The sequence below is a fragment of the Pseudomonas sp. P129 genome, from assembly GCF_020312195.1.
In the GTDB taxonomy this organism is placed as follows: Bacteria; Pseudomonadota; Gammaproteobacteria; order Pseudomonadales; family Pseudomonadaceae; genus Aquipseudomonas; species Aquipseudomonas fragariae.
This window is the reverse complement of the sequence record NZ_JAGPYS010000011.1, coordinates 35,241-58,005: the sequence shown is the minus strand read 5'-3', so window position 1 is coordinate 58,005 and position 22,765 is coordinate 35,241. Positions and strand designations below refer to the sequence as shown.

The window sequence follows — 22,765 nt, the reverse complement described above, 5'->3', positions numbered from 1 at the left end:
TGCGAAATCTGGCTCCACGACCTGGACTCGAACCAGGGACCCAGTGATTAACAGTCACTTGCTCTACCAACTGAGCTATCGCGGAACTATCGATTTCAGATTCAACTTTACAACCTGTTGCCTTGAAACCAGCTTGCTGTTAACTCGTTGATTTCAATCTCATCGACCTTTGCGCTTCGTTTGTATCGTTGCGTTCACGTCTCTGAGGCGCGCTATTCTACAATTTTAAAAACACCTGTCAACCCTATAAATTGCTTTTTAAGACAATGATTTGCGATTTTTTTTCAGATCGCCTCTCGGGCCTGATTCTACTGCTGACCACGCCTCAAAAAAAGGCCCTCGGTTCGAGGGCCCTTCTATAGAGCGTTGACGAGCGCTGTCAGACAAACGTGATCTCGTCGTCGACCACCTTGCCGGTGATGGTCGTGCCGGGCATGAAGCTGCCCGAGAGGATCATCTGCGCCAGCGGGTTCTCGATCCAGCGCTGGATCGCCCGCTTCAGCGGGCGTGCGCCATAGACCGGGTCGTAACCAACGGCGATCAGCTTGTCCAGCGCCTCTGGGGTCAGGGTCATCGACAGCTCGCGCTCGGCCAGACGCTTGCGCAGGCGGCCCAGCTGGATGTCGGTGATACCGGCAATCTGGTCACGCGCCAGCGGTTCGAAGATCACCACTTCGTCGATCCGGTTAACGAACTCCGGACGGAAGTGCGTACCGACCGCGTCCATTACCGCAGCACGCTGCGCCTCACGATCACCGACCAGTTCCTGGATCTGCGCCGAGCCGAGGTTGGAGGTCATGACGATCACGGTATTGCGGAAGTCCACCGTACGCCCGTGGCTGTCAGTCAGGCGTCCGTCTTCAAGCACCTGCAAGAGGATGTTGAACACGTCGGAATGCGCCTTCTCGACTTCGTCGAGCAGAATCAGCGAATACGGTTTGCGACGCACGGCTTCGGTCAGGTAGCCGCCCTCTTCGTAACCGACGTAGCCTGGCGGCGCACCGATCAGGCGAGCCACGGAATGTTTCTCCATGAACTCGGACATGTCGATACGCACCATTGCCTCTTCGGTGTCGAACAGGAACTCGGCCAGCGCCTTGCACAGCTCGGTCTTGCCCACGCCGGTCGGGCCGAGGAACATGAACGAGCCGCTCGGGCGGTTAGGGTCGGAAAGCCCGGCACGCGAACGACGCACGGCATTGGAGACCGCGACCACCGCTTCTTCCTGGCCGATCACCCGGTTGTGCAGCAGGGTTTCCATGCGCAACAGCTTGTCGCGCTCGCCTTCGAGCATCTTCGACACCGGGATACCGGTCCACTTCGACACGACCTCGGCAATTTCTTCCTCGGTTACCTTGCTGCGCAGCAACTGGTTTTCCGGCTTGCCGTGCTGGTCGACCATTTGCAGGCTGCGCTCCAGGTCGGGAATGATCCCGTACTGCAACTCGGCCATGCGGTTCAGATCGCCCCGGCGGCGCGCGGCCTCCAGTTCCTGGCGAGACTGTTCGATTTTCTGCTGGATCTGTGCCGAGCCGGTGACCTCGGCTTTTTCCGAGGTCCAGATTTCTTCAAGATCCGCGTACTCAAGCTCAAGACGCTCGATTTCGCCCTGAAGTTTTTCCAGGCGCTTGATCGCTGCCTCGTCCTTTTCCTTCTTGAGGGCCTGAGCTTCTACTTTCAGCTGGATCAGGCGACGTTCAAGGCGGTCGAGCACTTCAGGCTTGGAGTCGATCTCCATGCGAATACGGCTGGCCGCTTCGTCGATCAGGTCGATGGCCTTGTCCGGCAACTGGCGATCGGTGATATAGCGATGGCTCAGCTTGGCCGCCGCGATGATCGCGCCGTCAGTGATGGCGACCTTGTGGTGCACTTCGTAGCGCTCTTTAAGGCCACGCAGGATCGCGATGGTGTCTTCTTCACTTGGCTCGTCGACCAGGACTTTCTGGAATCGACGCTCAAGCGCCGCATCCTTCTCTATATATTGGCGGTACTCGTTGAGCGTGGTAGCCCCCACACAATGCAGCTCGCCGCGCGCCAGCGCAGGTTTGAGCATGTTGCCAGCGTCCATCGAGCCTTCGCCCTTGCCGGCGCCGACCATGGTGTGCAACTCGTCGATGAACAGGATGATCTGGCCTTCCTGCTTGGACAGTTCGTTGAGCAGCGATTTGAGGCGCTCTTCGAACTCACCCCGGTACTTGGCACCGGCAATCAACGCGCCCATGTCCAGCGACAGCAAGCGCTTGCCGCGCAGGCCATCGGGTACTTCGCCATTGATGATGCGCTGCGCCAGGCCCTCGGCAATGGCGGTCTTGCCCACGCCAGGTTCGCCGATCAGCACCGGGTTGTTCTTGGTGCGCCGCTGCAGGACCTGAATGGTGCGACGAATCTCGTCATCACGACCGATCACCGGGTCGAGCTTGCCCTCTTCGGCACGCTTGGTCAGGTCGACGGTGTACTTGTCCAGCGCCTGACGCGACTCTTCGACGTTCGGGTCATTCACGGCACCTTCGCCGCGCAGGTTGTTAATGGCATTTTCCAGGGCCTTCTTGCTGACGCCCTGCCCCAGCAACAATTTGCCGAGCTTGCTGCTCTCGTCCATTGCCGCGAGCAGCACCAGCTCGCTGGAAATGAACTGGTCGCCTTTCTGCTGCGCCAGACGGTCAGCCTGATTGAGCAGGCGCGCCAGATCCTGCGACATGTTGACGTCGCCGGTCGGGTTCTGGATTTTTGGCAGGCGGTCCAGCTCTGCACTCAGTTCCTTGCGCAGGCTGTTGATGTCGAAGCCTACCTGCAACAGCAGAGGCTTGATGGAACCGCCCTGCTGCTCAAGCAGCGCCTGCATCAAGTGCGCAGGTTCGATGGCGGGATGGTCGAGGCCAACGGCCAGCGACTGTGAATCGGATAACGCTAACTGTAATTTACTGGTCAATCTGTCGATACGCATTTGTCACCTTCCTTTAATGCAGGCCGGAGCAATGAACACACCTATAAAGAAAACCTGCTGAATAGCCAGTTAGATGCGGACGATTCTGCGCGTTTCAAGCGGGCCGGGGTTGATACAGATCAGACGAGTGTTCAGGCAAGCCTAGCTGGAATGTGCAAAACAGCCCGGCAATCAGGCGTGTTCGATCCAGATCAGCGAGGCGAAACGACCAGTGCGCGCGGCGCGGCGGTAGGAAAAGAAGCGCGGGTCGGTGAAGGTGTCCAGCCCGCCGCCGTACACGGCAGAGATACCTTGGGCTGCCAGTCGTAACCGGGCGAGCGCGTAGATGTCGGCCATGAAACGATCAGGATTCGAACTGGCGACAAACGCAGCGGCTGCCTGCGGGTGGCTGGCGGTAAAGGCCTCGCGCACTTCGGGGCCGACTTCGAACGAAGGCTGGCCGATGGCCGGCCCCAACCAGACCATGATGTCTTCGGCAGCACTCTGCAGGCTGTCGGCCGTCGCTTCCAGCACCCCGGCCGCCAGTCCACGCCAGCCGGCATGCGCGGCAGCCACACGTGTGCCATCACGACGACAGAACAACGCGGGCAGGCAATCGGCGGTCATTATGGTGCAGGCCACGCCAGGCGTGCTCGTCCAGCTGGCATCGGCCTCGACGACGCGGGATGGATCGGCAGATACGACGTCTATGCCGTGCACCTGCTTCAACCAGACGGGCTGAGCCTTGAGGCTGGAGCTCAGGCGCTGGCGATTGCTCGCCACGGCCTGCGGGCTGTCATCGACGTGATCGCCCAGATTGAAGCTGTCGAATGGGGCCAGGCTGACCCCACCCGAGCGAGTGGTAACGCAGGACTTGATCTGTGCTGGCGCAGGCCAGTCAGGTATCAGCCAGTCATTCACCCGATGAACGCCTCGCGGTCCTGCTTGAGCAAGGACAGCAACCAGACGAAATCGTCCGGCAATGGCGATTCCCAGCTCATGCGCTTACCGGTGGTCGGATGATCCAGCTCCAGGAAGCGGGCATGCAACGCCTGCCGCGGGAAGGTCTTGAGCGAATCGACCATGGTCAGGCTGGCCGCTGGCGGGATACGGAAACGACCGCCATAGGCCGGGTCGCCGACCAACGGGTAGTTGATGTGCGCCATGTGTACGCGAATCTGGTGGGTGCGCCCGGTTTCCAGCTTGACCCGTACATGGGTGTGCGAACGGAAGCGCTCCAGCACGCGGTAATGACTGACCGCCTGCTTGCCGCCTTCCATCACCGCCATGCGCTGACGCTGCTGGCCGTGACGGCCGATCGGTGCGTCGATCTTGCCGCCTGCGGTCACCACGCCGATCACGATGCACTCGTAGATGCGGCTGACACTGCGACTCTGCAACTGAGTAACCAGTTGGGTCTGTGCCTGAATGGTCTTGGCGACCACCATCAGACCGGTGGTGTCCTTGTCCAGACGATGCACGATGCCCGCACGCGGAACATTGATGATGTCCGGCACATGGTGCAGCAGGGCGTTGAGCAGCGTGCCATCGGCATGACCGGCAGCCGGATGCACCACCAGCCCGGCAGGCTTGTTGATGACGAGGATCTGGTCGTCTTCATATATGATGTCGAGCTCGATGTCCTGAGCAACCCATTCACCCTGGGCCTCCTGCTCGGCAATCAGCTCGAGAACAGCGCCACCGTGCACGATGTCGCGAGGGCGCAGAACGCCTCCGTCCACAGTCAGGCGGCCGTCCTTGATCCAGGCGGAAAGGCGCGAGCGCGAGTGCTCAGCGAATAATTGTGCGGCGACTTGATCGAGGCGTTGACCGCCCAATTCGGACGGTACCTCTGCGCGAAGTTCTATATTTTCGGACATGACCAGACTAGGTGGCGGCTAGCCTTTGGTTTCGGCAGCGCGCTTGTGGTTAAATACGGCGTCTTTTGTCCCGCCGGTATCGCGGGGCGCTCATCATAACAGGACGGCCCCGCCCAAGACAGCAGGCCGTTATAGGGACGCAAGCCGCCATGCAAGTGAAACACCTGCTGCTGATCGCCATCCTCGCATTGACTGCGGCCTGTTCGTCGAAGGAAGTCATCGACGAAAACCTCAGCGAAGTCGAGCTGTACCAGCAGGCGCAGGCCGACCTGGGAAATAACAGCTATAACAGTGCCACTGAGAAGCTCAAGGCGCTGGAATCTCGCTATCCGTTCGGTCGCTACGCCGATCAGGCCCAGCTCGAGTTGATCTACTCGAACTACAAAAACGGTGAACCCGAAGCAGCCAAATCCGCTGCCGAGCGTTTCATCCGCCTGCATCCGCAGCACCCGAACGTCGACTACGCGTATTACATGAAGGGCCTGACCTCCTTCGACCAGGACGTGGGCCTTCTGGCGCGCTTCCTGCCGCTGGACCAGACCAAACGTGACCCGGGAGCTGCCCGCGACTCGTTCAACGAGTTCGCCCAGCTGACCAGCCGCTTTCCGAACAGTCGCTATGCGCCTGACGCCAAGCAGCGCATGATTTACCTGCGCAACCTGCTGGCGTCCTACGAAATCCACGTAGCCGACTACTACCTGACCCGTCAGGCCTACGTCGCCGCCGCCAACCGCGGCCGTTATGTAGTGGAAAACTTCCAGGAGACGCCTTCGGTCGGCGACGGTCTGGCAGTGATGGTCGAGTCTTATCAGCGTCTGCACCTTGACGACCTGGCTGCCACCAGCCTGGAAGTGCTGAAGACCAACTACCCGAACCACCCGCAACTGGCTGACGGCAAATTCACCCCGCGTGAAGCCGAGGCCGATAACCGCTCATGGCTGTCGAAAGCGACCCTTGGCCTGATCGACGGTAGCGCACCGCTGCCACCGGGCCAGACCCGTGCCGATCAGGACATGAAGAAGCAGTACCAGGACGCCAAGGACTCCATTCCGAAAGAGCTGCTGCCGGAGAATCAGGCAGAGCTGGACGAACAGGCGGAAAAAGACGCCGAAGCGAAAGGCACCAAGAGCCGTTCGTGGTTCAGCTACATGACCCTGGGTCTGTTCGACTGATCCTGAGCGCATGAAAAAAAGAGGCCTTCGGGCCTCTTTTTTTGTGCATTAATTTTGCCACTGTGCGCCCGCTCGCGGCTTGGCTACACTGCGCCATCGTCAATCACTAAGCTGGTAGTCATGATTCGCTTACTTATGTGGGTCGCGTTGATCGCGGCGGTGGTCTGGTTCGTCAAGCGTCTGATCAATCCCCCCAAGCCGAAACCCCGCGCCGAGCCGCCTGAACTGGCGTCTACCCCCATGGTGCGATGCGCACAGTGTGGCGTTCATCTGCCGCAGGATCGTGCGCTGAGCCAGGCACAGCAATGGTATTGCAGCGAAGCACACCGACTGCAAGGCCCCGCGGCACGTGACCGCTGACTCACCGTCCCTTGTCAGCCCGCAGGCACAGCGGATTCTACGGCTGTACCACCTCTACCGACTGACCATCGGCGTTGTACTGGTTCTGTTGATTTCCAGCAGCCTGGAAACCGAGCTGCTGCAACTGGCCAACCCGAACCTGTTCCGCTCGGGCTGCTGGTTGTATCTGGTGTTCAACATTCTGGTCGTCGTGCTGCTGGAACGCCCCAGCCGTCAGGCACAGTTTTTCGGCCTGGCGATGACCGACGCGATCATGCTCTCCGCACTGTTCTACGCAGCCGGCGGGCCTTCCAGCGGTATCGGCAACCTGTTGATTGCCTCGGTGGCGATCAGCAACGTGTTGCTGCGCGGCCGTATCGGCTTGTTGATCGCTGCGGTTTCGGCCATCGGCATCATCTACCTGACGTTCTACATCAGCTTCGGCACACCCTCGGTTTCCAACGACTACGTGCAGGCTGGCTCGCTGGGCGCCTTGTGCTTCGCCGCCGCCCTGCTGGTGCAGGCACTGACAGCGCGCATGCAGGTCAGCGAGGTGCTGGCCGAACAGCGCGCGGCGGATGTCGACAGCCTTGAAGCACTCAACGCGCTGATCCTGCAACGCATGCGTACCGGCATTCTGGTGCTGGATGCCAACCATCAGGTGCTGCTGGCCAATCAGGGGGCCTTGAACCTGCTGGGCCAGGAACAACTGGTCGGCCAGATCATCGACACCTGCTCGCCACAACTGGTCGAACGCCTGCGCCAGTGGCTCGTCAACCCGATCATGGTGCCGCGCAGCATCACCACCGCCCCCGTCGGGCTGGTGCTGCAACCGAGCTTTGCCACACTCAACCGTGGCGATCAGCGTCAGACGCTGGTTTTTCTCGAAGACCTGTCGCAGATCGCCCATCAGGCGCAGCAGCTCAAGCTTGCCGCGCTGGGGCGCCTGACCGCCGGGATTGCCCATGAGATACGCAACCCGCTGGGCGCCGTCAGTCATGCGGCGCAGTTGCTTAATGAATCGGAAGAGCTCAGTGCAGCGGATCGACGCTTGGGGCAGATCATTCATGAGCAGTCGGGACGCATTGATAGGGTCATCGAAAATGTCCTGCAGTTGTCACGCAGACGCGAAGCGCAACCCGAACTGCTCGATCTGAAAACCTGGCTGGAACACTTTGTCGCTGAATTTCGCAGTTCCGCTGCGCCCAATCAGAAGATTCATGTCGACATCAGCCCTGGCACGCTGACAACCCGCATGGATTCCGGACAACTGACGCAAATCATGACCAACCTGGTGCAGAACGGCCTGCGCTACAGCGGCAAGAATCATCCGTCAGCGCAGGTCTGGCTGAAACTACACAATGACCAGAAGAGCGACCTGCCCACACTGGAAGTGCTGGACGACGGGCCGGGGGTCAGCGAGCAACACCTGAGCAAAATGTTCGAACCGTTTTTCACCACAGAAAGCAAAGGCACCGGCCTTGGTCTATATCTGTCACGTGAACTGTGTGAAAGCAATCAGGCGCATTTGGAATACGCGCCCCGCCCCACGGGTGGCAGTTGCCTGCGCATTACCTTCGCCCACCCGTTCAAGACGAGCTGAGCATGAGCCAACGGCAAAAAATCCTGATAGTCGATGATGAGCCGGATATTCGCGAACTCCTGGAGATCACGCTGGGACGCATGAAACTCGACACCCGTAGTGCGCGTAACGTTGCCGAAGCCCACGACTGGCTGGCCCGCGAACCGTTCGACATGTGCCTGACCGACATGCGTCTGCCGGACGGCAATGGCCTTGAGCTGGTGCAACACATACAGCACGGCTACCCCCACGTGCCGGTGGCGATGATCACTGCCCACGGCAACCTGGACACCGCGATCCACGCGCTGAAGGCCGGAGCTTTCGACTTTGTGACCAAGCCGGTCGACCTGGGCAGGTTGCGCGAGCTGGTCAATAGCGCGCTGAGCCTGCCCGGCGCGCAACCCACGCGCAGCATCGACAACCGCCTGCTGGGCGACTCGCTGGCAATGCGTACCTTGCGCAGTCAGATCGGCAAGCTGGCCCGCAGCCAGGCGCCGATCTACATCAGCGGTGAGTCGGGCAGCGGCAAGGAGCTTGTAGCGAGGCTGATCCACGAGCAGGGTCCGCGCATCGACAAACCTTTCATACCGGTGAACTGCGGCGCCATTCCTTCCGAACTCATGGAAAGCGAATTCTTCGGTCATCGCAAAGGCAGCTTCAGCGGCGCCCACGAAGACAAGCCAGGTCTGTTTCAGGCGGCGCATACCGGGACGCTGTTTCTCGATGAGGTCGCCGACCTGCCGCTGGCCATGCAGGTCAAACTGCTGCGCGCCATTCAGGAAAAATCCATCCGCAGCGTCGGCGGCCAGCAAGAGCAAATCGTCGACGTGCGCATTCTGTGCGCCACCCATAAGAATCTGAATGCGGAGGTCGCGGCGGGTCGGTTCCGGCAGGATCTGTATTACCGATTGAACGTGATCGAAGTGCGCGTGCCCCCGTTGCGCGAGCGGCGTGAGGATATCGACCAACTGGCAGCCAGCGTGCTCAAGCGCCTTGCCGGGAACGGCGCACAACCCGTCGCGCGCCTGAACGCGCAGGCGCTGGAAACGCTGAAGAGCTACCGCTTCCCCGGTAACGTGCGCGAACTGGAAAACATGCTGGAGCGCGCCTACACGCTGTGCGAGAACGATGAAATCCACGCCAGCGACCTGCGCCTGACAGAGTCCGCCAGCCCTCAGGAGAGCGACGGGCCGAGCCTGGCCGACATCGACAACCTTGAAGACTACCTGGAAAGCATCGAACGCCAGCTCATCCTGCAGGCACTGGAAGAAACCCGCTGGAACCGCACCGCTGCAGCAGAAAGGCTCAGTTTGTCGTTCAGGTCACTGCGCTATCGCCTGAAGAAGCTGGGCCTGGATTGAATGCGTTGCGCGGCAAAAACCGTGCGACGCATAGCGTCACGAAAGGCATTCCACTAGAGCGTGCGGAACGATAGGTGCGCGCGAGAACATCGTCGCGCCCCACGCTCCGCGTGACCGACAGGATGACTAGCCTGCGAGGCGACCAGTCGGCGCGTAGGGTGCCGGATCGATGATCGGCTCGCGCTCCAGCAGCAGGTCAGTGATCAACTGGCAGGACGCCGGAGCCAGCACCAGGCCGTTGCGGTAATGCCCGCAGTTGAGCCACAGGCCGTCAAAACCGTCCAGCGGTCCGATGAACGGGATGCCCTCAGGCGAGCCAGGGCGCAGGCCTGCCCACTGGGCGACCGGCTCGGCATGGGCCAATGGCGGAATCAATTCGACGGCCGACGCCTTCAAACTTTCCAATGCGGCCTGCGTGGTGGTTTTGTCGAAACCTTCGTGCTCAAGAGTACTGCCGATCAGGATATGCCCGTCACGACGCGGGATAGCGTAGCGCCCTTTCGCCAGCACCATGCTCGACAGAAAGTCCGATGCGCACTTGTAGAGAATCATCTGGCCTTTTACCGGCTCGACCGGCAGCTCCAGACCCAGGGTCTTGAGCAACTCGCCGCTCCACGCACCCGCCGCCAGAATCACCCGATCACCGGTGATATCCCCTGCTGGTGTCTGCACACCCGAAATCCTGCTGCCTTCACGGGTAAAGCCGCTGACTTCACACTGCTCGCGAATCTCGACATTGGGCAATGCCAGCAAGGCGGCCTTGAGCGATTTGACCAGACGGGGATTACGTACGTTGGCCACATCGGCCATGTAGATCGCCCGCGAATAGCCCTCACCCAGCACCGGCACGGCATCATTCACCGCCGAGATATCCACGCGGTTCAACGAGCGTTTTTCACGGACCGCCCATTCAAGCGCAGACTGCTCGTCATCGAGGTCGAGCCAGTACAGGCCGGTCTTGTGCACTTCGGGGTCGATACCGGTCTGTGCGAGCAAACGCTCGGCGAGGTGCGGGTAGAAGTCCTGCGACCAATGCGCCAGCGCGGTGACCGCAGGGCTGTAGCGCCACGGGTAAAGCGGCGAAACAATCCCGCCGCCCGCCCAGGAGGATTCCTGGCCAACGCCCAAACGATCCAGCAGCACCACGCTGACCTGCTCGGACGCCAGATTGAAGGCGGTCAACAGACCTATGACGCCACCGCCGACAATGACTATTTTTTGCTTGGACATCTTGGTCTCATGACAAGAAAAACGGTTTAGCGGCCCCAGCAGTCTTTGACAGTGACACCGCTGGTTGCGCCCGTGTTGGTACGCGCCCCGGTGCTAGTGATCACGAAACTGCCGCACTTGTCGCCAGCCATCAGCGTGCCTCCGATAGGGTCAGCTGTCAGGGTGAAGTCGGTGGCAGTTAGGGTCGGCGTTATCTTGTAGTACGTATTACCACCAGATACGCCTTTGTAATCCGAGTAATTTCCCTTCTGCGAATAAAACCGCTCCAGCGCCTGGGTTTGCTCGGACAGCAGGCTAGCAATCGCCGACCGCTGGGTGCGCTTCACGTACTCGGTGTAACTGGGGTACGCGATGGCCGCCAGAATACCGACAATCGCCACGACGATCATGAGTTCGATCAACGTAAAGCCCCTGGATGTCGCTCGCATGTCTAGTTTCCCTATTGGATTTGTCGCCACATGATGCGTTGGAAGACGTTCGCACTGCCGCCCTTCTCATTAATCTTGGTGGGCGTGCCGCCGCTGGAGTCAATCACGTACTTGTTATCGTTGGCCCCATTGGTACCGGCAACGATAGAAGCCACTACCGGGATACCAGTACCGATACCGAGACCGCCAATGATCAAATCCGAAGAGTTGATATCGCCGTCATTATTGGTGTCCAGTACCTGGTAATTAAGCATGCTGCCAGTCGCGGCGTTCAGCTCGAACAAGCGCCCGGTCCCGGTGCTTTCGCAGGGGTCGGTAGAGTTGACGGCTGCCGTGGTGAAGATGATACGACCGCGAGAGGTTTGTGCCGGATAGATAATCCGCTCGCCGACATAAGGGGCCGTGGTTGCCAACGGCAGGTACCAGCCTTTCTTGGTGCCCCAATCCACATCATTGGAAGTCGTGGTGTAATACGTATTGCCACTTCCGACTACCGTCCCGTTAATGGCCTGAGGCTGCAGATTGGCCTCAACGATGTTGCCTGAACCGTTGTCGCCATCCCAGATGGCATAGAAATCCTGCAACGAGCTGGTCTGCTTGTCCGCGGTTTCGCTGAATTTCCCGGTGCCGAAATACACGATCTTGCCGTTGAGTGGATGGTCCAGCAACAAGGGCTGAACGGTAATCGACTGACTGGCCCCTTGAGGTGCAGTGAACAGGGGTGAGCCATTGAAAGCGACTTTCCAGCTGGATGCTGCGGCCCCGCTCATGTCGAACTTCCATAGGCGGCCCTTGAGATCGCCCGCATAGGCTGCTTGAACGACATTCTGCGAATTGACCCGAAGTTTCACCGAAGACAACCCGTTATCCGTTTCGCTGCCAATGACCGGAGTCGGAATTTCGGCAATGAACTGTCCGGTGTTGGCGTTGAGTACATACAGGGACGCCCTCCCGGTAAAACTGCCATAACCATTGCCAACGACAACGATCCCGGTGCCATCGGCCATACGCGCTACATCCGGCTTGGAGTAGGTGTATCCAAGGTTGTTGAACTTGTTGTTGGTGTCTGAAGTGTCGGGAGCCTTGACCTCCCACAATGCCCCGATGCTGTCTGCCGAACCTTCGAAAAGCTTGATCGCAAAAAAAGCCTTGCCGCCAGCGCCCAGCCCGGAATACGCCACCGTGCGCCATACACTCCCTGCGGATGCCTGCGTATCGAAGACTGCAATCTGACCATCCACCGTAAAACGGTGAACGCCGGAACCGTAGGAAGAGGATGAAATGGTCGCCAATGAACTCAGAGACGTAGACGGCATATACGCGTATTTACGCGCACCGGAGCTGGCGTCGATCACGTTGAAGAAGCCATCGTTGGCGTTGGCCAGCAGACTGGAACTCATGTTGCTGGACTTGGCAGAAAGGTACGTCGTGTAAGTGGTGTCGCCGAGCAAATCAGACGCCGTCTTCTCTGTCGGCAGCCCGGCCCCCAATGATGAATTGACGATATCGCCCAAGAGTGTGGCACGAGTACGAAGCTTGGCATTGGCCGTGCCTTTGGCCCAGGCAATAACCTCCGCGCCGGTCACTCCGGTGGGCAGCGTAGCGGTAAAGGCATCGCGTTGCGCCTGCGTGAAATTCAGAAAATCCAGGGTGATTTTCGTCGGTGTCGCCGCTGTGCTCCATGACTCGAAAACAGGCGCCTTGGTGCTGCTGGTGATCGTGGTATCAGTGGTCCAGACAGGGGCGCTCAGCGCTCCTGTCGTAGCGTCCAGATTGTAAGCCTTGATCGTGCCATGCCAGTCCGTCGGGTCATAAAGCGTCTGATAGAAGCGGCTGCCCGCCTGAAGGGTGGACGAGTTTGCCACGCCACCGCCGCCCGAACCGGCCTTGGCATAGATATCGCTCAATGCGAGGTTCAAGGCGTTGTTCAAACCGGCACTGTCATTGGTCTGGAAATACTTGCCGTGCCCGTGATTATTGTCGGCAGCGTCTATCAGCATCTGGTTGGCGGCTGTGAAACCAATGGTGTAGGTAGTCATGTTCTGTTGAGAGAAGCCGTCTGTATCCCAACTTTTCTTGGTCAGGTCAGTGGCAGGTGTACTGCTCGCTCTTCGCATGTCGATGTCATAGGCGAACTTGGCGAGGTCGTCCAGATAAAGCGTATCGCCCTCACCATCACCATTAAGATTGGCCCCGTCATTGGCCGCATTCAAGTCCCAATTGGGCAGCGAGCGGGAGGTATTGAGTACATCCTCCGGATCGTTGCTCGGGAACGTTCGATCGTACGTCGGCAAGCCGTCAGTAATCACCACGCCAAAGTTTTTCTGGCAGCGGTACTGTATTGGGCTGGTGTAGGTTTCCGGTGCACCGTTATAGCCGTAAAACGGAGTCATGCCCCGAAAGTAGCGGGTTATCTCATAGTACGTTTCAGCCAACGGCGTATTGGAGTCGCCTCGCAGTGCATTGATGGCCGTATTGAGGGCGGTAACATTGTCGTTTGCATCACGCTGGCTGACACCGCCGTTGTTGTAAGGGTTACTGGCAACAGGGGACAGGTCTGCAACAGGTCTGGAAATCTTCCCTCCACGCCCGGGGTCAGCGTTGGTCGGCGGGTTGAACCCGGCCAGACCGATTCTCAGGGATTTGTTGTTTTCAACCAGCTTCAATGAAACGTTGCGCGCGACGTTGATACGGTAATCGTTGGGAATGATGTTGTTGACGGTGAAGTCTTTGGTAGTAGTGTTGGCGGCCCGCGTCAAGTCAACCAGATAAGAAAGGTAATCTGCAGTGTAGCGAGTGGTGCTCTCGTTACCGGCCGGATCGGGCAACTTCAGGCAGTAACCCACGTTGTCACGCGCAACGTAGGTGTAATCGCTTCTGCACGTGTAGGGCCCGGCAGAGTCCAGCGAAAGCGTATCGTCGCCCTGAATGGAAACGCCTCTGCAGTTAAGAAAACCGCATGACCCTGGCTGCGCATAGATAATCGACGGACGATTGGTCACCGTCGGATCAAAGCCGGCTGCCCAGATGATGTTGTACATACTCCCGGAGTTATCCACCAGCAGCATCAGGTTAGGCGGCACGGCCGACGCACTGAGCAAAGGTACTTGTGCTGGCGTAAACGCATACACGGGCGTAAGGGCATAAAAAGCCAAAAGCGCACCGCCGAGATACTTCAGGCTGCGACGGAGTTTCTCAGCAATTGGCATAAATACTCTCCAGCACCGTGCGCGACGTGCCTTGAATAGCGACTGATGTCACGCGATAGAGCGTTACTGTTCCGGTACAGATCGGTGGCCGATTCACCGGTGTTGCAGTGGTCCCCAGATTCTGTATACCGTAGAAACCGCCTGCCGCAGCGATCCAATTAACCCCGGATGCGCCTACCCCAGCCGTCGTCAAAGAAGTGGATTCCGCAGGCGGTGCACAAGATGCAGTTGTACACTTGGCCATGGTAAAGCCCGTCATCTTGATCGAAGACTCTCCCAACCTTAATGCCGCTTCGGCCTTCTGGAAGGATTGATTGCGCAGGGTGACGCTGCCCGCCATCTTTTCCTGCAGCGTGGCGTTCTGCATGGAAGAGATACCCAGCAGAGTGAGCAGCAGCAGAAACACCAGACTGACCAGCAACACCATACCGCCCTGCCGTGCAGGGAAAGCCTGTATCGATTTGAATCGCACGATCCTGTTCATGCCCGGCCCGTTCAAAAGCGATTACGCAAGTAAGCGACAACATTGTACTTTTGAGACTTTACGATGCCGTTCTGCCCATCCTGCAGCGTCAGGCTGATACGCACACTGCGCACAGCGTCGGCGTTGGCCTTGGTAACAGCCGTGGTATAGGACATCGGGTTACCCGTCATGCCGAAAGAAACACTGAAGTCCGCGACGTTCTGCAACAGCGGCTGCGGAGTGCCGTCCGTGCCATATTTTATGGTCAAGTCTGTTCCGCTGAGCGTGTAGACCAACTGCCGCAACGGAAAGGCCGTCTCCCCCGTAGCCGGCGCACGAGTACTGGCGTAAAGCTGCGTCTTGGACTGACAGTCTGAAACGATGGTCCAGGTGGGCGTACTGCCTGTGGTCCCTACGTCGGCAGTCACCAGCGTCAGCGTCCTGCTCGGATTATCCCAGAGAATTGGAGTATCCAGTGCGATCGGCCACGGGATAGCAGGAGATACAGGCGTGTAGTTTTTGAAGCTCAGGCAGCCATACATGCCGGTCATCCTGATTTCCTGAATCAGTTTGCTCAGCAGGAAACGCGCATCCTCCTGCATCCGCGCTGCGGCATTCTGGCTCTGGTAGGTGCCTCTGGCAGCCGTGAATATCTGCACGATACCCAGGCTGACCACCAGCCCCAGGACCAGCGCCACCATGATTTCGACCAGGCCGAAGCCTCTGGACAGCTTTCTCATGGGTTGACCCCGATCCGCGAGGTCAGCGTAAAATTCCGGTTGGTCGGGCTGCCGGTCGTGTTTCCGGTTGCCTGATTGCTCGATCCCGCAGCCCTTGTGTCGCTCCAGCCGACGTTAATGGTCACCTCCGGAGCCCCGGTGATATCAATGCTGCCGGTACCGCTCGAGCCTGCAAAGTTGATGATGTTGCTTCTGAAATCAGACAGATCCTGCGCTCTGGCATCGTTCGGATTGGCCGCTGGCGCCGCATCCAGATTCGCCAACGCATAAGTCGCCAGCACGTTGGTCGACCCGTTGGCACTGGCATTACCATCAACATTGGCGCGGATACGATCCATCATGTCGTAAGCAATGAAGCTGGCCTGACTGCTCATGGTCGCGCTGTCGGTGTACTTGAGCGCGTTGAGCTGAATGGCCGCCGCGCCCAGCAGGCCGATGGCCAGAATCAATACCGAGACCAGCACCTCGATCAAAGTCATACCGATCTGGCGATGTCGGGTTTCACCGGCCATCAGCAGCCTCCACCCAGGGTGATCCGACCGGTCAGACAGACCTTTATGGTTTTGCTAATGGTGCCTCGGGTGTAGGTCATGGTCACCGCCGCAGCCGGGGCAATGAGCGCGCCCAGGTTGTTGAAATCAATTGCCGTGGCATTGTTATCGGCCACCAGCGTGGCGCCGCTGCTCATGGCCGCTACTTTCCGGAGCGCAGTGGGCGTCGTCTGAGTATCGGAAACCAGATACACCTGCAATTCGTTGGTCCACGCCGTCCCGCTGGTCGGCGCTATACGCACCGCCACTCCCCTGTTTATCGCCTCGAGTCGCGCATAGTTGAGCGCCCGCTGCAAATCGCTGAGTTCGGTATCGGCCTTGTTGCTCTGGATGGAGCTGGTGAAATTCGGGATAGCGATAGCCGCCAGGATGCCCACCAGGGACACAGTGACTAACAATTCGATGAGGCTGAATCCCTTGGCTATATGACGCATTGGGTGTCTCCTAGACGTTACGACTATAAGGCAGCAACGCCGCGGGAAAATCCATAGCGGGACGTACGGTTGTTTTGCCACGACGAACGCCCGCAGTGCGTTGAAACGGCGGTTTCCAGGGAGGAAGGCATATGAAGCATGCAGGATTCACACTGATCGAATTATTGATCGTCGTTGCACTGGTGGCCATCCTCGCCAACGTCGCAACCCCGTCTTTCAAGGAACTCATCGATTCCAGCCGCGGGCTTGCAACCGCCCGGGAGCTGGCCAGCGGCATTCGCTCGGCGAGAGCGACCGCAATCACACGCAATCAGATCGTTACGCTTCATGCCATCGAGAACGACTGGAGCAACGGCTGGCGGATCATACTCGACGCAGATGGCAAAGGTCCCGACGAAAACGATCCGGTGCTGATAGAACGCGCCAATGGTGGCACAGCGCGAGTGGTCGATAACCGCAAGCGTGTAGAGGAAATCAGTTTCAACGGTCTGGGGACGTTGCGGCGCAGGACCGCCAGGACGTTGCACGTATGTGCCGCAGATCAGCCGGTGAGCAACTATCGGGTGATAGTCGCACCGGCCGGGCGCGTGAGGGTCGAGGACACGAAAATCGATGCAGCGCTGTGTGGCTGAATAGCCTCAGAGCAGCGATTTGACGCGCAATTCCTTGGGCATCGAGAAGGTGATGTTCTCCTCGCGGCCGGCAAGCTCATCCGCACCGGTCGCGCCCCAGGCCTGCAATTGCTGGATCACGCCGCGCACCAGCACTTCGGGGGCCGAAGCGCCCGCAGTGATACCAATACGCTCCACCCCGTCGAACCAGCCTTGTTGCATGTCTTCGGCGCCGTCGATGAGGTAGGCCGGAGTCGCCATGCGCTCGGCCAGCTCACGCAGGCGATTGGAGTTGGAGCTGTTCGGACTGCCCACCACCAACACCACATCGCATTCATCGGCCAGTTGCTTGACTGCGTCCTGACGGTTTTGCGTGGCGTAGCAGATGTCGTCCTTGCGCGGCCCGCCAATGGCCGGGAAACGCTTGCGCAAGGCATCGATCACCCGGCTGGTGTCATCCATGGACAAGGTGGTCTGGGTCACGAAGGCCAGGGCTTCAGGGTTGCGCACTTGCAGGCTGGCAACATCCTCTTCGTCCTCGACCAGATAGATCGCACCGCCGTTGGCGGCGTCGTACTGGCCCATGGTGCCTTCGACTTCCGGGTGACCGGCGTGGCCGATCAGGATGCACTCGCGGCCGTCACGGCTGTAACGGGCGACCTCGATATGCACCTTGGTCACCAGCGGACAGGTAGCATCGAAGACTTTCAAGCCACGGCCTGCCGCCTCGGTACGCACAGCCTGGGAGACACCGTGGGCACTGAAGATAACGATGACGTCATCCGGCACCTGATCCAGCTCTTCAACGAAGATCGCACCGCGAGAGCGCAAGTCTTCGACGACAAATTTGTTGTGAACGACTTCATGGCGCACATAAATCGGCGGACCAAACACTTCCAGAGCGCGATTGACGATTTCGATCGCGCGGTCCACTCCGGCACAAAAGCCGCGGGGGTTGGCGAGTTTGATTTGCATGCGGTGCCTCATGGTTGGTACGGGGTAGCCCGGCCTGAGCCGGGCTTGACGGCGAAGGTCAGGAAGCCAGAATCGCCTTCACTTCGAAGATTTCCACTTCAAAGCTCAGAGTCTTGCCTGCCAGCGGGTGATTGAAGTCGATGGTGACCTGCTCGTCATCGAACGCTTTCACCACGCCGGGCAACTCGGTATTGGCGGCGTCGTTGAAGATCACCAGCAACCCTTCGGACAGTTCCATGCCCACGAACTGCGAGCGTGGCATGATCTGCACGTTTTGTGGGTTGGGCTGACCAAAGGCGTTCTCCGGCAGAATCTCGACGGTCTTTTTATCGCCCGCCTTGAAACCGAAAATCGCCATTTCGAAGCCGGGCAGCAGGTTGCCGTCACCGACCTTGAACGTGGCCGGGGCCTTTTCGAAGGTGCTGTCGACGGTATCGCCGTTTTCCAGACGCAGGGCGAAGTGCAGAGTGACCTGCGTGTTCTGACCGATGCGCAGCTCGTCAGACGAGCCTTGAGTCGAAGATTGCTCAGTCATTGACGGTCTCTCCGGTTTTCTTGCTCTTGAACATGTCCAGCGCCAGCATGACTGCGCCGACGCTGATCGCACTGTCCGCGACGTTGAATGCAGGGAAGTACCAGCGGTTCTGCCAGTGAACCAGGATGAAGTCGATCACGTGGCCCAGCACGATACGGTCGTAGAGGTTGCCCAGTGCGCCGCCCAGTACCAGCGCCAGTGCAACGGCCAGCCACGTGTCGTCACGACCCAGGCGTTTGAGCCAGACGACCAGCACGGCGCTGACCACCACCGCGATCAGGGCGAACAGCCAGCGCTGCCAGCCGGCACCGTCGGCCAGAAAACTGAAGGCGGCACCGGTGTTGTAGGCCAGGGTCCAGCTGAACAGGTCGGGAATCACGATGATCTGCTGATACAGGCTCAACGCGTTCTCGAAGTAATACTTGCTGGCCTGGTCAATGACCAGAACCAGCACGCTCAACCACAGCCAGGCCAGACGGCCAAACGAGGCGTTAGGCATAGTGACGGACCTCGCCTGCACCGCTGATGTTGTCTACGCAACGACCGCAGATTTCCGGATGCTCGGGGTTGACCCCCACATCCTCGCGGTGATGCCAGCAACGGGCGCACTTGGCATGACTGGACTTGAGCACTTTCAGCTTCAGACCGGCGACTTCGGTGACCACGGCATCGGCTGGCGCGGACGCGAGCGGCGCCGCACTGGCTGTCGAGGTGATCAGCACGAAGCGCAGCTCGTTGCTCAGCTTCGACAGGTCAGCCACCAGCGACTCCTCGGCATACAGGGTCACTTCAGCCTGCAGGTTGCCGCCAATGGCCTTGGCAGCGCGCAGGTTTTCCATTTCCTTGTTGACCGAGGTCTTCACCGCCATGATCCGCTCCCAGTAGGCGCGGTCCATGTCGAAGTCGGCCGGCATTTCAGTCAGGCCTTCGTACCAGGTGTTGAGCATCACCGACTCGTTGCGCTCGCCGGGCAGGAACTGCCACAGCTCGTCGGCGGTGAACGCCAGGATCGGCGCGATCCAGCGCACCAGCGCTTCGGAGATGTGGAACAGTGCCGTCTGGCACGAACGACGCGCGGTGCTGTTGGCCGCCGTGGTGTACTGACGATCCTTGATGATGTCGAGGTAGAAACCACCCAGCTCCTGCACGCAGAAGTTGTGGATCTTCGAGTAGACGTTCCAGAAGCGGTATTCGCCGTAATGCTCTTGCAGCTCGCGTTGCAGCAGCAGCGTGCGATCCACGGCCCAACGGTCCAGCGCGAGCATTTCCTCGGCGGGCAGGATGTCGGTCGCCGGGTTGAAGCCCGTCAGGTTGGAGAGCAGGAATCGCGCCGTGTTACGGATACGACGATAGGCGTCGGCGCTGCGCTGCAGGATCTGGTCGGAAACCGCCATCTCGCCGGAATAATCGGTCGCCGATACCCACAGACGCATGATGTCGGCACCCAGCGAATCGTTGACCTTCTGTGGCGCTACCACGTTGTTCAGCGATTTGGACATCTTGCGGCCGTTCTCGTCGACCACGAACCCGTGGGTCAGCAGCTCGCGATACGGTGCGTGATCGTCCAGCATGCAGCCGGTCAGCAGTGAGGAGTGGAACCAGCCGCGATGCTGGTCCGAGCCTTCCAGGTACAGGTCGGCACGCGGACCGCTTTCGTGGCCCATCGGGTGCGAACCGCGCAGCACATGCCAGTGCGTGGTGCCCGAGTCGAACCAGACGTCCAGGGTGTCGGAGATCTTGTCGTACTTGCCGGCCTCTTCACCGAGCAACTCGCTGGCGTCGAGCTTGAACCAGGCCTCGATGCCTTCTTTCTCGACACGCTGCGCCACTTCTTCCATCAGCTCGACGGTACGTGGGTGCAGGTCGCCGCTTTCCTTGTGCAGGAAGAACGGAATCGGCACGCCCCAGTTGCGCTGACGCGAGATGCACCAGTCAGGACGGTTGGCGATCATCGAGTGCAGGCGCGCCTGCCCCCATGCCGGAACGAATTCAGTGTCTTCGATGGCCTTGACCGCACGCTTGCGCAGGGTCTCGCCGCTTTCAGGCTGCTTGTCCATGCCAACGAACCACTGCGCCGTGGCGCGATAGATCAAGGGCGACTTGTGGCGCCAGCAGTGCATGTAGCTGTGGCTGATGGTTTCGGTGTCCATCAGGCTGCCGACTTCGACCAGCTTGTCGATGATGTTCTGGTTGGCCTTGAAGATGAATTGGCCACCGAAGAACTCCAGCGACTCGACATACACACCGTTGCTCTGCACCGGGCTGATGATGTCGTCGTTGCTCAGGCCATACTGTTTGCAGATAGTGAAGTCGTCTACGCCATAGGCAGGCGAGCAGTGAACGATCCCCGTGCCCGCACCCAGTTCGACGTAGTCAGCCAGATAGACTGGCGACAGGCGGTCGTAGAACGGATGGCGGAAGTTGATCAGCTCAAGCGCCTGACCGGTAATGGTCGCGATGACGGTGCCTTCCAGCTTGTAACGGGCCAGACAGCTTTCGACCAGTTCGGCGGCCAGTACCAGCAGCTTGTCGCCGACATCGACCAGCGCGTATTCGAATTCCGGGTGGACGTTCAGTGCCTGGTTGGCGGGGATGGTCCACGGTGTGGTGGTCCAGATCACGATGGACGCAGGCTTGCCCAGCGACGGCACGCCGAACGCGGCTGCCAGTTTCGCTTCGTCGGCGATCGGGAACGCGACGTCGATGGTCGAGGACTTCTTGTCCTGATACTCGACTTCGGCTTCAGCCAGTGCCGAACCGCAATCGAAACACCAGTTGACCGGCTTGAGGCCCTTGAAGACGAAACCGCCCTTGACCATCTCGGCCAGCGCGCGGATTTCCCCGGCTTCGTTGGCAAAGTTCATGGTCAGGTACGGATTGCTCCAGTCGCCCAGCACGCCTAGACGGATGAATTCGGACTTCTGGCCTTCGATCTGCTCGGACGCATAGGCGCGGCACAGCTCACGCGTACGGTCTGCGGAGAGGTTCTTGCCGTGGGTCACTTCGACCTTGTGCTCGATCGGCAGACCATGGCAGTCCCAGCCCGGCACATACGGGGCATCGAAGCCCGCCAGGGTCTTGGAACGCAGGATCATGTCCTTGAGAATCTTGTTGACCGCATGACCGATGTGAATATTGCCGTTGGCGTACGGAGGACCGTCGTGCAGAACGAACTTGGGACGATCCTTGCCAATCTCGCGCAGCTTCTGGTACAGGCCAATGCTGTCCCAGCGCTGCAGAGTTTGCGGCTCGCGCTGGGGCAGGCCGGCCTTCATAGGGAAGGCGGTGTCCGGAAGGTTTAGCGTGGCTTTATAGTCAGTCATTTCAGGCTCTTGTTTAGCGGTTAGCCATGCCAATGGGCACGGGCGGCGGCGACGTCCGCATTGATCGCCGTCTTGAGCGCCTCCAGTGAGGCGAAACGCTGCTCATCACGCAGCTTGTGGTGGAAAGCCACCGTCAAACGCCGGTCATAAAGATCGCCGGCAAAATCCAGAAGATGCACTTCAAGGTGGGCACTGCCATCACCGGTGACCGTCGGGCGCACACCGATGTTGGCGACCCCCGGCCAGGTTTTGCCATCGATGTCCGTGCTGACCAGATAGACCCCGCTCAGCGGTACACGACGACGCTTGAGTTGTACGTTGGCGGTGGGCGTACCCAGCTGGCGCGCCAGCTTCTGGCCGTGCAATACCCGCCCGGCTATCTGGAACGGACGACCGAGCATACGCTCGGCCAGGGCAAAGTCTGACGCAGCCAGAGCCTTGCGCACCTTGGTGCTGCTGACCCGGATGCCATCTATTTCAACGGTCTGCGCCGCTTCTACGGTAAAACCATACGATGTGCCGGCCTGTTGCAGGAAGTCGAAGTCACCGACCCGGTCGAAGCCGAAACGAAAATCGTCGCCCACTTCGAGGTGCTGGACACCGAGGCCGTCGATCAGCACGGTCTCGACAAAACTTGCCGCGCTGAGCTTGCACAGACGCTGATTGAAGGACAGGCACAGTACCCGGTCAACGCCTTCGGCACTCAGCAGTTCGAGCTTGTCACGCAGACGGGCCAGACGTGCCGGCGCCGTCTCGGGCGCAAAGAACTCACGCGGCTGCGGCTCGAAGATCACCACACAACTGGGCACACCCAATTCGACGGCACGCTCGCGCAGACGCGCCAGGATAGCCTGGTGGCCGCGATGAACGCCGTCGAAATTGCCAATCGTGGCGACGCAGCCCCGATGTTCGGGGCGCAGGTTGTGAAGGCCTCTAACCAGCTGCATAACGCACTTCTTGCTCATAAAGTGGCCGATTATAACCACACACGGCCGTGGACGACAGGCAA

General features: G+C 59.5%; 20 protein-coding genes and 1 tRNA gene. 5 read left to right on the top strand and 16 right to left on the bottom strand.

Annotated elements, in window-relative coordinates; translation table 11 throughout:
- Positions 1-9: 9 nt before the first annotated feature.
- The 4 genes from KBY02_RS21130 to rluD all read right to left on the bottom strand — a co-directional run bounded on the left by KBY02_RS21130 (position 10) and on the right by rluD (position 4,803).
- Positions 10-85 (bottom strand) — tRNA-Asn (locus KBY02_RS21130).
- Between the two features lie 294 nt (positions 86-379).
- Entirely contained in the window at positions 380-2,944 is a 2,565-nt protein-coding gene (gene clpB, locus KBY02_RS21125; protein ID WP_058399559.1) for an ATP-dependent chaperone ClpB, read from the bottom strand.
- 171 nt (positions 2,945-3,115) lie between these two features.
- Positions 3,116-3,844, bottom strand: a complete 729-nt coding sequence (gene pgeF / locus KBY02_RS21120) for a peptidoglycan editing factor PgeF (protein WP_011266592.1) — start codon at positions 3,842-3,844, stop codon at positions 3,116-3,118.
- A complete protein-coding gene (gene rluD, locus KBY02_RS21115) occupies positions 3,841-4,803 on the bottom strand; it encodes a 23S rRNA pseudouridine(1911/1915/1917) synthase RluD (protein WP_002551999.1) in 963 nt (320 codons plus the stop codon). The genes pgeF and rluD overlap by 4 nt, the downstream gene beginning before the upstream one ends.
- 149 nt (positions 4,804-4,952) lie before the next feature.
- Between rluD and KBY02_RS21110 the strand changes: the two genes are divergently transcribed.
- The 4 genes from KBY02_RS21110 to KBY02_RS21095 all read left to right on the top strand — a co-directional run bounded on the left by KBY02_RS21110 (position 4,953) and on the right by KBY02_RS21095 (position 9,257).
- Positions 4,953-5,975: an outer membrane protein assembly factor BamD gene (locus tag KBY02_RS21110; RefSeq protein ID WP_003371138.1), complete on the top strand. Its 1,023-nt coding sequence runs from the start codon at positions 4,953-4,955 to the stop codon at positions 5,973-5,975.
- A gap of 120 nt (positions 5,976-6,095) precedes the next feature.
- Positions 6,096-6,335, top strand: a complete 240-nt coding sequence (locus KBY02_RS21105; protein ID WP_011266590.1) for a PP0621 family protein — start codon at positions 6,096-6,098, stop codon at positions 6,333-6,335.
- The gene (locus KBY02_RS21100; protein WP_024642307.1) at positions 6,325-7,917 is read left to right on the top strand and encodes a sensor histidine kinase; all 1,593 of its coding nucleotides are present in this window, start codon (positions 6,325-6,327) and stop codon (positions 7,915-7,917) included. The genes KBY02_RS21105 and KBY02_RS21100 overlap by 11 nt, the downstream gene beginning before the upstream one ends.
- A 2-nt stretch (positions 7,918-7,919) precedes the next feature.
- Entirely contained in the window at positions 7,920-9,257 is a 1,338-nt protein-coding gene (locus KBY02_RS21095; protein ID WP_024642308.1) for a sigma-54-dependent transcriptional regulator, read from the top strand.
- Positions 9,258-9,383: 126 nt separating this feature from the next.
- Here KBY02_RS21095 and thiO read toward each other — a convergent pair whose 3' ends face one another.
- From thiO to KBY02_RS21060, 7 genes are read right to left on the bottom strand one after another with little or no spacing between them, the layout of a single operon-like run.
- Positions 9,384-10,487 carry a glycine oxidase ThiO gene (gene thiO / locus KBY02_RS21090; protein WP_024641655.1) on the bottom strand — a complete coding sequence of 368 codons (1,104 nt, stop codon included), beginning with the start codon at positions 10,485-10,487 and terminating at the stop codon, positions 9,384-9,386.
- 26 nt (positions 10,488-10,513) lie between these two features.
- On the bottom strand, positions 10,514-10,915 hold the full coding sequence (locus KBY02_RS21085) for a type IV pilin protein (protein WP_046720033.1): 402 nt from the start codon (positions 10,913-10,915) through the stop codon (positions 10,514-10,516).
- 11 nt (positions 10,916-10,926) lie between these two features.
- Positions 10,927-14,124, bottom strand: a complete 3,198-nt coding sequence (locus KBY02_RS21080) for a pilus assembly protein (RefSeq protein WP_024641656.1) — start codon at positions 14,122-14,124, stop codon at positions 10,927-10,929.
- Entirely contained in the window at positions 14,111-14,608 is a 498-nt protein-coding gene (locus KBY02_RS21075) for a PilX N-terminal domain-containing pilus assembly protein (protein ID WP_024641657.1), read from the bottom strand. The genes KBY02_RS21080 and KBY02_RS21075 overlap by 14 nt, the downstream gene beginning before the upstream one ends.
- A gap of 11 nt (positions 14,609-14,619) precedes the next feature.
- A complete protein-coding gene (locus KBY02_RS21070; RefSeq protein WP_004409697.1) occupies positions 14,620-15,327 on the bottom strand; it encodes a PilW family protein in 708 nt (235 codons plus the stop codon).
- The gene (gene pilV / locus KBY02_RS21065) at positions 15,324-15,839 is read right to left on the bottom strand and encodes a type IV pilus modification protein PilV (RefSeq protein WP_024641659.1); all 516 of its coding nucleotides are present in this window, start codon (positions 15,837-15,839) and stop codon (positions 15,324-15,326) included. Before pilV ends, KBY02_RS21070 begins: the two co-directional genes overlap by 4 nt.
- The gene (locus KBY02_RS21060; RefSeq protein ID WP_003371119.1) at positions 15,839-16,312 is read right to left on the bottom strand and encodes a GspH/FimT family pseudopilin; all 474 of its coding nucleotides are present in this window, start codon (positions 16,310-16,312) and stop codon (positions 15,839-15,841) included. The genes pilV and KBY02_RS21060 overlap by 1 nt, the downstream gene beginning before the upstream one ends.
- Before the next feature lie 131 nt (positions 16,313-16,443).
- Here KBY02_RS21060 and KBY02_RS21055 point away from each other — a divergent pair, with 131 nt between their 5' ends.
- Positions 16,444-16,944: a GspH/FimT family pseudopilin gene (locus tag KBY02_RS21055; protein WP_024641660.1), complete on the top strand. Its 501-nt coding sequence runs from the start codon at positions 16,444-16,446 to the stop codon at positions 16,942-16,944.
- A 6-nt stretch (positions 16,945-16,950) separates the two neighbouring features.
- Here the strand turns inward: KBY02_RS21055 and ispH are convergent, their stop codons facing one another.
- The 5 genes from ispH to ribF are packed head-to-tail and all read right to left on the bottom strand — an operon-like array spanning position 16,951 to position 22,703.
- A complete protein-coding gene (gene ispH, locus KBY02_RS21050; RefSeq protein WP_003318785.1) occupies positions 16,951-17,898 on the bottom strand; it encodes a 4-hydroxy-3-methylbut-2-enyl diphosphate reductase in 948 nt (315 codons plus the stop codon).
- Between the two features lie 58 nt (positions 17,899-17,956).
- Positions 17,957-18,433: an FKBP-type peptidyl-prolyl cis-trans isomerase gene (locus tag KBY02_RS21045; RefSeq protein WP_003318786.1), complete on the bottom strand. Its 477-nt coding sequence runs from the start codon at positions 18,431-18,433 to the stop codon at positions 17,957-17,959.
- A complete protein-coding gene (gene lspA, locus KBY02_RS21040) occupies positions 18,426-18,932 on the bottom strand; it encodes a signal peptidase II (protein ID WP_011266581.1) in 507 nt (168 codons plus the stop codon). The genes KBY02_RS21045 and lspA overlap by 8 nt, the downstream gene beginning before the upstream one ends.
- Positions 18,925-21,756: an isoleucine--tRNA ligase gene (ileS, locus tag KBY02_RS21035; protein ID WP_060400904.1), complete on the bottom strand. Its 2,832-nt coding sequence runs from the start codon at positions 21,754-21,756 to the stop codon at positions 18,925-18,927. Before ileS ends, lspA begins: the two co-directional genes overlap by 8 nt.
- A 20-nt stretch (positions 21,757-21,776) precedes the next feature.
- Entirely contained in the window at positions 21,777-22,703 is a 927-nt protein-coding gene (ribF, locus tag KBY02_RS21030; protein ID WP_024641662.1) for a bifunctional riboflavin kinase/FAD synthetase, read from the bottom strand.
- Positions 22,704-22,765: the final 62 nt, after the last annotated feature.

Bases quoted from the DNA above. Each gene is read 5' to 3' on its own strand.
- clpB (WP_058399559.1), bottom strand. From the start codon at position 2,944: ATGCGTATCGACAGATTGACCAGTAAATTACAGTTAGCGTTATCCGAT.
- rluD (WP_002551999.1), bottom strand. From the start codon at position 4,803: ATGTCCGAAAATATAGAACTTCGCGCAGAGGTACCGTCCGAATTGGGC.
- KBY02_RS21110 (WP_003371138.1), top strand. From the start codon at position 4,953: ATGCAAGTGAAACACCTGCTGCTGATCGCCATCCTCGCATTGACTGCG.
- KBY02_RS21105 (WP_011266590.1), top strand. From the start codon at position 6,096: ATGATTCGCTTACTTATGTGGGTCGCGTTGATCGCGGCGGTGGTCTGG.
- KBY02_RS21095 (WP_024642308.1), top strand. From the start codon at position 7,920: ATGAGCCAACGGCAAAAAATCCTGATAGTCGATGATGAGCCGGATATT.
- thiO (WP_024641655.1), bottom strand. From the start codon at position 10,487: ATGTCCAAGCAAAAAATAGTCATTGTCGGCGGTGGCGTCATAGGTCTG.
- KBY02_RS21085 (WP_046720033.1), bottom strand. From the start codon at position 10,915: ATGCGAGCGACATCCAGGGGCTTTACGTTGATCGAACTCATGATCGTC.
- KBY02_RS21080 (WP_024641656.1), bottom strand. From the start codon at position 14,124: ATGCCAATTGCTGAGAAACTCCGTCGCAGCCTGAAGTATCTCGGCGGT.
- KBY02_RS21075 (WP_024641657.1), bottom strand. From the start codon at position 14,608: ATGAACAGGATCGTGCGATTCAAATCGATACAGGCTTTCCCTGCACGG.
- KBY02_RS21070 (WP_004409697.1), bottom strand. From the start codon at position 15,327: ATGAGAAAGCTGTCCAGAGGCTTCGGCCTGGTCGAAATCATGGTGGCG.
- pilV (WP_024641659.1), bottom strand. From the start codon at position 15,839: ATGGCCGGTGAAACCCGACATCGCCAGATCGGTATGACTTTGATCGAG.
- KBY02_RS21060 (WP_003371119.1), bottom strand. From the start codon at position 16,312: ATGCGTCATATAGCCAAGGGATTCAGCCTCATCGAATTGTTAGTCACT.
- KBY02_RS21055 (WP_024641660.1), top strand. From the start codon at position 16,444: ATGAAGCATGCAGGATTCACACTGATCGAATTATTGATCGTCGTTGCA.
- ispH (WP_003318785.1), bottom strand. From the start codon at position 17,898: ATGCAAATCAAACTCGCCAACCCCCGCGGCTTTTGTGCCGGAGTGGAC.
- KBY02_RS21045 (WP_003318786.1), bottom strand. From the start codon at position 18,433: ATGACTGAGCAATCTTCGACTCAAGGCTCGTCTGACGAGCTGCGCATC.
- lspA (WP_011266581.1), bottom strand. From the start codon at position 18,932: ATGCCTAACGCCTCGTTTGGCCGTCTGGCCTGGCTGTGGTTGAGCGTG.
- ileS (WP_060400904.1), bottom strand. From the start codon at position 21,756: ATGACTGACTATAAAGCCACGCTAAACCTTCCGGACACCGCCTTCCCT.
- ribF (WP_024641662.1), bottom strand. From the start codon at position 22,703: ATGCAGCTGGTTAGAGGCCTTCACAACCTGCGCCCCGAACATCGGGGC.